This window comes from Arthrobacter sp. FW306-2-2C-D06B (genome assembly GCF_021789175.1).
Taxonomy (GTDB): Bacteria; Actinomycetota; Actinomycetes; order Actinomycetales; family Micrococcaceae; genus Arthrobacter.
The window spans coordinates 1,774,801-1,786,452 of the sequence record NZ_CP084560.1 but is presented as its reverse complement, the minus strand read 5'-3'; the positions used below and the strand labels follow the sequence as shown (position 1 = coordinate 1,786,452).

Below are 11,652 nucleotides of genomic sequence, written 5' to 3'. Positions count from 1 at the left end.
TAGAATCGTCGCCTGAAAAGCGGTAGATTGATGGTGGAATGTTGGATCATCGCACTTCCCCCGGTCCACGCAAACGGTCAAGGGAGGTGCGGAAAGTAGGGATGCGTTGATGGCAAGTCTTGGCGAACTGGAACGGGCGGTCATGGATCTCCTTTGGGCGGGCCAGGAGGCTGCGACAGCCAACAAACTTCGTGATCTGCTGGCGCAGGATTCCGCAGCCACGGATGGCATTGCAGGACACCAGGGCAAGGACCTCGCAGTCACCACGGTCCTGACGGTCCTGTCAAGGCTCGAGAAGAAGGGCCTCGTGGAGCGCGAACGCGGCACCCGCCCGCACCGCTACCAGGCTGTTTCGAGCCGGGCGGACCACACGGCGGACCTCATGCATGAGGCCCTGGGTTCCGCCCCGGACCGCGAAGCCGTGCTGGCGCGGTTCATCGGTTCCGTGAGCGAGAGTGAAGCCGCCACGCTGCGCAAGCTGCTTGGCAAAAACTAACCACCCATGTTCTGGACCTCATATTTTCTGGCGGTCCTTGCTTTGGTGCTGGCCTGGCCGGTTCCTGTCCTCCTTTCGCGCGCCGAATGGCCTTCGCGCGCGCCCTTCATGGCCATGGTCCTCTGGCAAGCCATCGCACTCGCCGGTGGCCTCTCCATGATCGGGGCCATGCTCGTCTACGGGCTTGAGCCCATCGGCGACAATCTCATTGCGGGTCTGCGCTCTTTGGCCGGCATGGTGCTTCACAACGAGCCCACCACGGCACTGGGCTTCTGGCACTTGTTCGCTTTGTCCGCCGCGGCACTGCTGAGCGCCCATCTCGTGTTCACCCTGCTGCTCACCTACGTCAAGATCGAACGGCAACGGCGCAGGCACCGCGAACTTCTCGCACTCCTTGCCTCACCGTCCGACGACGGCCCTGGCACCGTGGTCATCAACCACGACTCCCCCGTCGCCTACTGCTTGCCCGGCGGCGCAAGGTCAGTGACTGTCCTGTCCGACGGCCTCATGGCCGCCCTGGAGCCTGCCGAGCTCAGGGCGGTCCTCATCCACGAAAATGCCCATCTCTCCCAGCGCCACGACCTTCTTTTGTGGGCCTTCGCGGCGTGGCGCCAGGCGCTGCCCTGGTTCCCCACGACGCGGCTCGCCCAGGTTGCCGTCAACTCCCTGATCGAAATGCTCGCCGACGATGTGGCCCTGCGCACCGAGAGCAAGGGAACGCTCATTAAGGCGATTGCGATCGTGGCGAGCGGCTCCGCCGGTCCCGTGGAGCAATTCGCGCCTCCCGGAACAAGCGGGCAGGACGCTTCCCCCGAAGGCAGCTCGCTGAGCGGCACCGGCGGCGCCGATTCACCGCGTACGACGGCGTCGCGCGTCAGCCGGCTCCTCTCACCTCAGCCGCCGCTTCCGGCAGCCCAGCGCACTTTGGTGCTTGCGGCGTCGGCCATGTTGCTCGCGGTGCCGACAGGCCTGCTGATCGTGCCGGGTTTGCTGGGCTGAACCTCGTCGGATAGGGACCGCTGGATCAGGCGTCGATGCGTTCCCGGTCCAGGTCCGCAGCGCCGGCGATAATGAAGTCCTTGCGCGGGGCGACGTCCGATCCCATCAGCAGGTCAAACGTGTCTTCGGCCATCTTCGCGTTCTCGATGCCCACTTTGCGGAGGGTTCGGTGGCGCGGATCCATGGTGGTCTCGGCGAGCTGCTCGGCGTCCATTTCACCGAGGCCCTTGTAGCGCTGGATCGGTTCCTTGTAGCGCTTGCCTTCCTTGGCGAGCCTGGCCAGCAGGACGTGCAGTTCAGCCTCGGAGTAGGTGTAGATCATCTCGTTGGCCTTCTGGCCCGCGTTGATGACTTCCACCCGGTGCAGCGGCGGTACTGCCGCGTATACCCGGCCCTCGTCGATCATCGGACGCATGTACCGGAAGAACAACGTGAGCAGCAGCGTACGGATGTGCGCGCCGTCGACGTCCGCGTCGGTCATCAGGATCACCTTGCCGTACCGGGCGGCGTCGATGTCGAAGCTCCGGCCTGAACCGGCGCCCACTACCTGGATGAGGGCGGCGCACTCCGCGTTGGAGAGCATGTCCCCCACCGATGCCTTCTGCACGTTGAGGATCTTGCCACGGATCGGCAACAGCGCTTGGAAGTCCGAGGACCGCGCCAGCTTGGCGGTGCCAAGGGCGGAGTCACCTTCCACGATGAACAGCTCGGAACGTCCGACGTCATCCGTGCGGCAATCTGCCAGCTTGGTCGGCATCGACGACGTTTCCAGCGCATTCTTCCTGCGCTGCGTTTCCTTGTGGACGCGGGCCGAGATGCGGGACTTCATTTCGCTGACGATCTTCTCGAGCAGCAGTGCGGACTGGGCCTTGTCGTTGCGGTTCGCCGAGTTCAGGCGCGCTGTGATCTCGTCCTCGACAACCTTGGCAACAATCGCCTTGACGGCCGAAGTGCCCAGAATTTCCTTGGTCTGACCCTCGAATTGCGGCTCTGCCAAGCGGACCGTCAGCACTGCCGTGAGGCCGGCCAGGATGTCGTCCTTCTCAATCTTGTCGTTGCCCGCTTTGAGCTTGCGCGCGTTCGTTTCGACGGCCTTGCGGAAGGTCTTCAGGAGCGCCTGCTCGAAGCCTGCCTGGTGCGTGCCGCCCTTGGGCGTGGCGATGATGTTGACGAAGCTCCGCATGGTGGTTTCGTAGCCGATTCCCCAGCGCAGCGCGATGTCCACTTCACAGTCCCGCTCCACTTCCGCGATTTTGCTGTGCCCGTTTTCGTCAAGAACCGGAACGGTTTCCTTGAACTTGCCCGCACCATGGAGCCGCCAAACATCAGTGACGCCCGAGTCCGCGGCGAGGAAGTCGACGAATTCGGAAATGCCGCCGTCGTGATGGAAAACCTCTTGGTGCGGCCCGTTTTCGCCGGGGGTACCGGGGAGCCGTCGCTCATCGCGCACCGTGAGCTTGAGGCCGGGAACCAGGAAGGACGTTTGGCGGGCGCGCGCCGCAAGATCCTCGAGGGAGAACTTCGCGTCCGGAGTGAAGATCTGCCGGTCTGCCCAGTACCGGATGCGGGTACCGGTCACACCCCGCTTGGCCTTGCCGACGACGTCGAGCACCGAGTTCTCGACGAACGGTTCGAAGACCGACGTCGGGCTGGGCTTCGAACCGATGTCCTTGAATCGGCCGGGCTCGCCCCGGCGGAAGGACATCTGGTATGTCTTGCCGCCGCGGTCCACCTGCACGTCAAGGCGGGCAGAGAGCGCGTTCACTACGGACGCGCCAACGCCGTGCAAACCGCCGGACGCCGTGTACGAGCCGCCACCGAACTTTCCGCCTGCGTGCAGTTTGGTGAAGACGACCTCGACGCCGCTGAGCCCCGTCTTGGGTTCCAGGTCCACCGGGATGCCGCGGCCGTCGTCGTGGATTTCCACCGAATTGTCCGCGTGCAGGATGATCTGGATGTCATGCCCGAAGCCCGCCAGGGCTTCGTCCACCGAGTTGTCGATGATCTCCCACAGGCAGTGCATGAGTCCGCGCGAGTCGGTGGAGCCGATGTACATGCCCGGACGTTTGCGGACCGCCTCCAGTCCTTCCAAAACTGAAAGGTGCCGGGCGTTGTATTCAGAACTCGGTGCCACGGGCGGGGCGCTCCTTCGAGGGTGTAACAGAGGCAAAAAACACTCCTCCTAGGCTAGCTGGCCCGGAGCCCGGACGAGAGCTGCCACTCCCAATCGTGCTGGACGCCACTTCCCGGTGTTACGCACATGTGATACGCGGACAGCGAACGTGACCCATCCTTGCCATGGTTTTGCTTCGAATGCTGGTTATATGGATACACAGAACTACTAAGGAGGCCGAACATGACAACAGCAGTTGCAGACCGCACACTCAACGCACTCGACCGGTGTGACCGTTGCGGGGCCCAGGCATATGTCCGCGTTGTACTCGAGTCCTCCGGCGGTGAGCTGCTCTTCTGCGGCCACCACGCACGTGCAGTAGAGGCCACGCTGCGGCCGATGACCTCGGATTGGCATGACGAGACCGCTCGCCTTCAGGAGAAGGAACCCGTCCTCGCCGACTAGCCATCAATGGCCGGCCCCAGCGGCCGCCCGGCTGACATAATTTCACAGAGACAACGGCCCCCTCCGGATGGAGGGGGCCGTTGCGTTAACTTCCCTTTCTGGCTAACTTCCCTGCCTGGCCCGGGCGACGTCGGCAGCAATCTCCTGGTGCCCTTGGGCATCAAGCCCGGCCACCACCCCGTCGATGTCCTTGCCGGGCCGGTTCTGGCTCAGTTTGGCCTTCGCCTCAATGCGGGTGATGACCAGCTCGATGCCAACGATCGCACGCAACTGGCCGGAGACGTAGCGCTCCGGCGCGTCGTCCACGGACCACGGCCGCTCGGACTCGGCTTCGTTGAGGTTGGTCAGCTGCCTGACATGGTTCCCGAGCCACGCGGCATCTTCATGGACGGAAAGCTTGCCATAAACGTGCGCGGTGGAGTAGTTCCAGGTCGGGACGACACGCCCATGTTCTGCTTTCGATGCGTACCAGGAGGGCGAGATGTACGCGTCCGCGCCCTGGATGATCACTAATGATTCTCCGATCGCCGGCTCACACCATTGGGAGTTGGTTCGGGCGAGGTGCCCGTGGAGCGCGCCGTATTCGCCGATCGAAGGATCGTAGATGAGCGGCAGGAAGGTCGCCAGCAGGCCCTGCGACGTCATGGTGACCAGATTCGCCGCACGTGGCCGTGTCAGGAGCTCGTGGAGTACGTCGGGACCGGCCTCGAAATGCGCTGGGATGTACATGGTTCTCTTCTTCCTGTCTTGGGACGGGCGATCTGTTGTGTTGGTATTCAGCGTTTCTGTTCCGGGCGCTGCGGATTGAGCCGGACCCGGACCGCGACGCCGGCGCAAACGATGACGGCCAGCCCACCTACAATCGTGGTCCAGCCCAGGGACTCGCCCAGCAACAGGCCTGCCCAGCAAATGCTCAGTACGGGCTGGATGAGTTGTACCTGGCTGACTTTGGCCATGGGCCCAATGGCGAGGCCCCTGTACCAGGCGAAGAAGCCGAAGAACATGCTGACGACTCCCAGGTATGCAAAAGCGGCCCACTGGACCGGTGAGGCCGACGGCGGCTGCTGGGCCATCGAGAGCGCTAAGAGGCCGGCCATCAACGGCAAGGCCAGGACGAGCGCCCACGATACGGTCTGCCATGCGCCGAGTTCGCGGGCGAGCAGGCCGCCTTCCGCGTAGCCGATTGCCGCAGCAACGACAGCTCCGAGGAGCAGCACATCCGCCCAGTTCAGCTGCCCGGGCCCGCCTGACTGTGCGGGCTGACCGGCCTGCGATAGGGCGAAAGCAATCGCCGCGAAGGCACCCACGGCCGTCACCAGCCAGAAGGCGACCGGCGGATGCTCCCGTCCACGGAGTACTGCGGCGGTTGCCGTTGCTGCCGGCAACAGGGCGATGACGACGGCACCGTGGCTGGCCGGCGCCGTCGTGAGTGCGAACGAAGTGAGCAAGGGGAATCCGATGACAATCCCGGCGGCTACCACTGCAAGGCGCGCCCATTGCCTGCCCCGAGGAAGCCGCTGCCTGGTGAGCGAGAGGGCGAACGCCGCGAGTATCGCCGCGACGACGGCACGGCCGGAGCCGATGAACAGGGGCGACAGGCCACCCACCGCCACCCGCGTGAAGGGAACAGTGAACGAGAACGCCGCTACTCCGAGAAGGCCCCACCAGAGACCGGTTGTCGAGTGGGACGATATCACTGTGGGAATAATTGTAGTAGCGCTACTATTGTCTTTCATGAACAACGATAGCAGTTCCAGGATTGCGATGCGACTGCGGGAATGGATCGCCGGGTCCGCGCCGGGATCCCGGCTTCCGTCCACCCGGTCACTGGTTGCCGAATACCAGGCCAGCCCTGTGACGGTGCAGAAAGCCTTGCAGACGCTTACTTCGCAGGGCTTGATCGAGAGCCGGCCCGGCGTCGGCACCTTCGTGCGGGCCGCCCGGACAGCACGCCCCTCGGATTATGGCTGGCAAACTGCGGCACTGCGTGCACCACAAGCGCCTCCCCGTTCAGCCTCCACTACGATGCGCGACACCTCGAACGCCACTATCGCCTTCCACTCCGGATACCCGGACCGGGAACTCCTGCCCGAGCGGCTTGTGCGGGCCGCTCTCGCCCGCGTGGCCCGCGGCGACGCTGCTCTGTCCCGGCCTCCGGCGGCCGGCCTTCCCGAGTTGCAGTCCTGGTTCGCGCACGAACTCGGCTCCGCGACGCCGGCTGGGCTCACCCCGCCAACACCGAGCGACGTCATCGTCCTGCCTGGAAGCCAAGGCGGCCTCAGCTCCATCTTCACCGCATTGGTGGGCCACGGGCAGCCGCTGCTCATGGAATCTCCGAGCTATTGGGGAGCCATCCTGGCCGCGACACAAGCCGGAGTGCGCATCGTTCCGGTGCCCAGCGGAGCCGATGGACCGGATCCCGAAGAACTGGCCAGGGCCTTCGAGGAGACGGGCGCGCGGCTGTTCTATGCGCAACCAAACTATGCCAACCCCACTGGAGCGCAATGGTCCACCCGTCGGGGCGAAGAAGTCCTGGACGTCGTCCGGCAGTACGGCGCGTTCCTCGTCGAGGACGACTGGGCCCACGATTTCGGCATCACGTCGACGCCGGTACCCCTCGCCGCCCGTGACGACTCCGGGCACGTGGTCTATCTACGTTCCCTCACGAAAAGCGTTTCACCCGCCATCCGCGTTGCCGCCGTCATCGCGCGCGGCCCCGCCCGCGAACGTATCCTTGCGGACCGCGCGGCCGAGTCGATGTATGTCAGCGGATTGTTGCAGGCTGCGGCCCTCGATGTCGTCACCCAGCCGGCCTGGCAGACGCATCTGCGCAGCCTCCGCCATCAGCTCCAGTCACGCCGCGACCTTCTTATCTCAAGCCTGCGCGAGCACGCCCCCCGGGCCCACCTCGGCCTCATCCCCAAGGGAGGGCTGAACCTTTGGGCACGCCTGCCAGACGGGACGGACCTCGAAAGGCTGACCCGGGACTGCGAGAGTGCCGGGGTGATGATCGCGGTCGGTACGGAATGGTTCCCCGCCGAACCGGCGGGACCGTTCATCCGGCTCAATTACGCAGGACCCAACCCCTCCGCTTTCCCGGAAGGTGCCCGCATCATTGGCCAGGCACTCGAACGGAACAGCGCCTAGACGAAATCCCTCTTGACGCAAAAAGGACCCCCGGAGAAATCCGGGGGTCCACTTCTTGACGGGCGGTGCCCGTTAAGGCAGACCGTCCGTTGCTTTAGTCGAGGTAGTCGCGCAGGACCTGCGACCGCGAGGGGTGGCGCAGCTTGGACATCGTCTTCGATTCGATCTGACGGATGCGTTCGCGGGTGACTCCATAGACCTTGCCGATTTCGTCTAAAGTCTTCGGCTGGCCATCGGTAAGGCCGAAACGCATCGCGACGACGCCCGCTTCACGCTCGGACAGGGTATCGAGCACGGAGTGCAACTGCTCCTGGAGGAGTGTGAAGCTCACAGCGTCCGCAGGCACAACCGCTTCGGAGTCCTCGATGAGGTCGCCGAATTCGGAATCGCCGTCTTCGCCAAGCGGGGTGTGGAGGGAGATGGGCTCGCGGCCGTACTTCTGGACTTCAACGACCTTCTCCGGAGTCATGTCCAGTTCGAGCGCCAGTTCCTCAGGCGTGGGTTCGCGTCCAAGGTCCTGAAGCATCTGGCGCTGGACACGTGCCAGCTTGTTGATGACTTCCACCATGTGCACCGGGATGCGGATGGTCCGGGCCTGGTCAGCCATGGCGCGGGTGATGGCCTGGCGAATCCACCAGGTGGCATAGGTGGAGAACTTGAAGCCCTTGGTGTAGTCGAACTTCTCCACTGCACGGATCAGGCCCAGGTTGCCTTCCTGGATGAGGTCCAGGAACAGCATGCCGCGGCCGGTGTAGCGCTTGGCCAGCGAGACCACGAGGCGCAGGTTGGCTTCGAGCAGGTGGTTCTTCGCCCTCTTGCCGTCGTGGATGATGAACTCGAGCTCACGCTTGAGCTTCGGGTCCATGGAGCCGTCGTCGGCGTTGATCTTCTCTTCGGCGAACAGGCCGGCTTCGATGCGGAGCGCAAGGTCGACTTCCTGCTCCGCATTAAGCAGGGCAACCTTGCCGATCTGCTTCAGGTAGTCCTTGACGGGGTCGGCCGTGGCGCCGGCTGACATGACCTGCTGGACAGGCGCATCGTCGTCGTCGGCATCCGAGTAGACAAAGCCGGAACCGGTCGTGGCCGGCTTCTTGCCCTCTTCGCCTTCTTCGACTTCCTCCGTGAGCTCTGCTTCGTCGGGAACGACGGCGTCAAAATCCTCGGCTTCTTCGGAGTCCTCGTCCGTGCCGGCGGACTTGTTGGCTGCTTCGGCAGCGGCCTTGGCGCCGGGCTTGGGCCCGCGCTTCTTGGGTGCCGGCTTCTCTGCACCTGCAGTCGAAGCATTGGCAGCACGCGTTGCCGCACGCTTCGCAGCTGTAGCCGCCTTCTTTTCTTCGGCGGACAGTTCGGCCAGGGCGGCGGGTTCCTTCTCGGCGGAAGACGGGGTCACAGAAAACCTTTCTAGCGGCGGTCTGTGGAATCACCATGGGGGCAACACCACTATGACCCTGTCAAGTCCGTGATCAACATCAAGTGCCATCGCCGACTGCAGAGTCTTTAGGTAAAACTCCCGACGGCGCCTTAATGTTCCCTAGAGTTCAGGGGACGTTTACGGCACTTGAAACACGGACCCAACCGGGTCTCGGCAACCATTGTCTCACGGTTTTGAGTTCCAGGGGTCGATATCCGCTGCCGTGCAAACAATTACGTGCCGCACGGATTCCCCCAACGACGCCCCCCCCCCTTGGAGCCACCTCGGTGCCCGGGGTCATGGGACCACCCCACCGAACTTCCGCCATGCGGACAACTTGCTTTTGGCCCAGCCGCAGACCGTTCCTCGCCTCACCACCTCGGCGAGTAGTTCGGCGAGTCGATAGCCCTGCTGTTCAGCGTCGGCCTGTGAAAGGAGCTCGTGGGCGAACGAACCGCTCCCCCGGCACCACTGAATCCATCCGCGGATCGTGAGCATGGCCGCGCGCGCCTCCCCGCCACCGAGCCGGGAGAGCGTCGCCAGAACCTGGTCCAGGCGCGTCAATCGCTTCCAATCGGGGTTTTCCGGGTATAGGCCCAGGAGCACGTCTCCGTAGCGCAGGACACTGACATCGGCGGACTCAGTCGGCTTGCCCGCTGCTGACGTCGTGCCCGCTGCTGACGCCGTGCCCGGTACTGACGCCAGGGAACAGAGCCCGGACGGAATGACCAAGGCGGGCTCTTCATCGTCCTCATGCTCAAAGAAGCCGAAGGCCTCTGCGCCGCCGCAGGCGACCGCTTTCCCCGCAGCCGCCAGGACCACCACGGCGTCCCGCCACGCAGGAACCCTCAGGCTCGCCCGGAGGAACGCCGCGGCCTCGCCGTCGAACTCGTCCGGACTGTTGGAGTCGAGGACCCACGTCCACGCATCCAGCATTTCTTCGAATGCCTTCCTGCTCCGCCACCGCCGGAGCAACTCCCCAAGCATGGCGCCTTCCGCACGCATGAATTCCGGATCAAGGACAGGCTCGTCCCCTGGCCCCAACAACCGCGGCGATTCCCTGACGTTGCTCCCCCTGAACACCATCTCCGCATTGAGCCGGCTATCCAGGATCTGGTCCACGGGTCGCCCGGGAAGGGGACAGCACTCAAGATCGGCGCAGTATGCGCTTCGCCAGTAGTCGGAACCAATGAACCAGGCATCGCGCAGCGCCAAGCCACGGTGGGCCAGCACGGGCTCCAGGGCCTCCAGCAGGCGCAGCTCGCCTGCGGCAACGCCGCCATCGTCCCAACCGTCGTCGCTGAAGAATGCCAAAAGCACGCCGTCGGCGTCATGGTCCGCGTCCAGATACTCACCGATCCTCCGTGAGAAAGCGGCAAGCATGCGTTCGGACCTCTCGGCTGGAAGGTCCACGCGGAGCGTGGCGCCAAGCGTCTGCCCACGCAGCGTGATGGCAACGAGGCTCTCCTTCGGCCAGAGTCCCAAGGCATGGGGAATGAAGCCGAGGATGTCCTCGGGCCGGGAGATGGTCACACGGTTGTCTGCTGTCATGAATCCAGCATCGGCATCAATGACGGGCGACGGCAGGCCCCAATTGCCCTATGTGGACAAAGGTGACCGTCAACGCCTGTGGAGGAACACCGTGAGAGCAGGCTACGGCGTGGAGCTCCGCTGCTTCGCTAGCCGTTCGCGGCGCAATTCCACGCGGCGTCGGCGCTGGTTAGCCAGCGACACGAGGAGTGGCGGGACGTGTACGCCCTGGGCCGCCATTTGGCGGCGCACTTTGCGGCGGGTCATGAGGATCAGGACCGTACCCACGAGCAGGAACAGGAACTGCACGCTCAAGGCGATGCGGAAGGGCGCCAGGCCGTACAGCTCCCCGCCCGAGAAACCGCTGGTGTGGAGGAGGTCGAGGATGAGCCCCACCAAGTAGATCGTCACGAGGGCCGCAACGAAGCCACCCACATTGACGATGCCGGTGGCGGTGCCGATCCTGTGGGAAGGATTGAATGTCCGGGCAAAATCAAAACCGATCATGGACCCGGGGCCGCCGATGGCCAGCGCAACCACCAACAAGGCAAGCAACCATAGGGGCGCCCTGCTCGGCAACAGCAGCACCGCAGCCCATGCGAGCGCGGTGGCCGCCGTAATCAGGAGGACCATGGCCGAGCGCCGCATGGGGTGCCTGGCCACGAAGGTTCCAAACAACGGCCCCACGAGGATGCTGGTGACGACGAAGAGTCCCATCAAGGCGGACACGGTGGCAGGGTTCAGGCCCTGCGCCGATACCAGGAACGGGTAACCCCAGGACATGGCGAAGACGTTGCCGCTGAACTGGACTGTGAAGTGGCACCAGAGTCCCAGGCGCGTCCCGGGCTGCTTCCAGGCACGCGCAAGTGTCACGCCTGTGGCGCGTAGCCCTTGGGCGCTCTCCCGCGGCGGGTGACCCGGCGGAACGTCCCTGAGCAAGGCCAGAACAAGGACAACGGCGAGCGCCGACAACGAGCTCAACGCCAGGAAGGCCGTATTCCAACCCGCCGAATGAAGGACCAGCGCGAACGGCACCACACTGATGAGCTGGCCCAACTGGCCCGACATTCCCGTCAGCTGGGTGACGAGCGGAACCCTTGCCGGGGCGAACCAGATAGGCACGAGGCGGATCACGGAGACGAAGGTCATGGCGTCACCGGCGCCGACGAGGACCCGGCCGAGCACGCCTGCCGGAACAGCGTCGGCATAAGCCAACTGGAGTTGGCCGAGGCCCATGAGCACGGCACCGCTGGCGATCATGGCGCGCGAGCCGAAGCGGTCAACGAGGAGCCCGACCGGTATCTGGAGGCCGGCGTAAACCAGCAGTTGAAGCACCGTGAAGAAGGAAATGGCCGCCGCACTGGCATGGAACCGTTCGGTGGCCTCCAGTCCGGACACGCCGAAGGATGTGCGCTGGGCGACCGCCACAAGGTAGGCAAGCACCCCAATCGTCCAAATGAGCCAGGCGCGGGGTGCGTTCACCCTTCCATT

General features: G+C 64.4%; 10 protein-coding genes. 4 read left to right on the top strand and 6 right to left on the bottom strand.

Annotated elements, in window-relative coordinates; genetic code table 11:
• Nucleotides 1-109: 109 nt before the first annotated feature.
• A complete protein-coding gene (locus tag LFT47_RS08375) occupies nt 110-496 on the top strand; it encodes a BlaI/MecI/CopY family transcriptional regulator (RefSeq protein WP_078105520.1) in 387 nt (128 codons plus the stop codon).
• 6 nt (nt 497-502) lie between these two features.
• Nucleotides 503-1,495, top strand: coding sequence for a M56 family metallopeptidase (locus LFT47_RS08370; RefSeq protein ID WP_236816991.1), 993 nt, complete (start codon nt 503-505; stop codon nt 1,493-1,495).
• Nucleotides 1,496-1,520: 25 nt separating this feature from the next.
• Here LFT47_RS08370 and LFT47_RS08365 read toward each other — a convergent pair whose 3' ends face one another.
• The gene (locus LFT47_RS08365; RefSeq protein ID WP_236816988.1) at nt 1,521-3,629 is read right to left on the bottom strand and encodes a DNA gyrase/topoisomerase IV subunit B; all 2,109 of its coding nucleotides are present in this window, start codon (nt 3,627-3,629) and stop codon (nt 1,521-1,523) included.
• 222 nt (nt 3,630-3,851) lie between these two features.
• On the opposite strand from LFT47_RS08365, the gene LFT47_RS08360 reads away from it, so the two are divergent.
• Complete coding sequence (locus LFT47_RS08360) at nt 3,852-4,073, top strand: DUF7455 domain-containing protein (RefSeq protein WP_059389114.1); 222 nt, start codon at nt 3,852-3,854, stop codon at nt 4,071-4,073.
• Nucleotides 4,074-4,175: 102 nt separating this feature from the next.
• On the opposite strand, the gene LFT47_RS08355 is transcribed toward LFT47_RS08360, so the two are convergent.
• Nucleotides 4,176-4,802, bottom strand: a complete 627-nt coding sequence (locus tag LFT47_RS08355) for an FMN-binding negative transcriptional regulator (RefSeq protein ID WP_236816986.1) — start codon at nt 4,800-4,802, stop codon at nt 4,176-4,178.
• A gap of 47 nt (nt 4,803-4,849) precedes the next feature.
• On the bottom strand, nt 4,850-5,809 hold the full coding sequence (locus LFT47_RS08350) for a DMT family transporter (protein WP_236816984.1): 960 nt from the start codon (nt 5,807-5,809) through the stop codon (nt 4,850-4,852).
• Between LFT47_RS08350 and LFT47_RS08345 the strand changes: the two genes are divergently transcribed.
• Complete coding sequence (locus LFT47_RS08345; RefSeq protein WP_236816982.1) at nt 5,808-7,220, top strand: aminotransferase-like domain-containing protein; 1,413 nt, start codon at nt 5,808-5,810, stop codon at nt 7,218-7,220. The two genes, LFT47_RS08350 and LFT47_RS08345, sit on opposite strands and share 2 nt — an antisense overlap.
• A 94-nt stretch (nt 7,221-7,314) precedes the next feature.
• On the opposite strand, the gene LFT47_RS08340 is transcribed toward LFT47_RS08345, so the two are convergent.
• The 3 genes from LFT47_RS08340 to LFT47_RS08330 all read right to left on the bottom strand — a co-directional run bounded on the left by LFT47_RS08340 (nt 7,315) and on the right by LFT47_RS08330 (nt 11,643).
• Nucleotides 7,315-8,610, bottom strand: coding sequence for an RNA polymerase sigma factor (locus tag LFT47_RS08340; protein WP_236816980.1), 1,296 nt, complete (start codon nt 8,608-8,610; stop codon nt 7,315-7,317).
• A gap of 318 nt (nt 8,611-8,928) precedes the next feature.
• Complete coding sequence (locus LFT47_RS08335; RefSeq protein WP_236816978.1) at nt 8,929-10,182, bottom strand: DUF4192 domain-containing protein; 1,254 nt, start codon at nt 10,180-10,182, stop codon at nt 8,929-8,931.
• A gap of 102 nt (nt 10,183-10,284) precedes the next feature.
• Entirely contained in the window at nt 10,285-11,643 is a 1,359-nt protein-coding gene (locus LFT47_RS08330; RefSeq protein WP_236816976.1) for an MFS transporter, read from the bottom strand.
• Between the last annotated feature and the right edge of the window lie 9 nt (nt 11,644-11,652).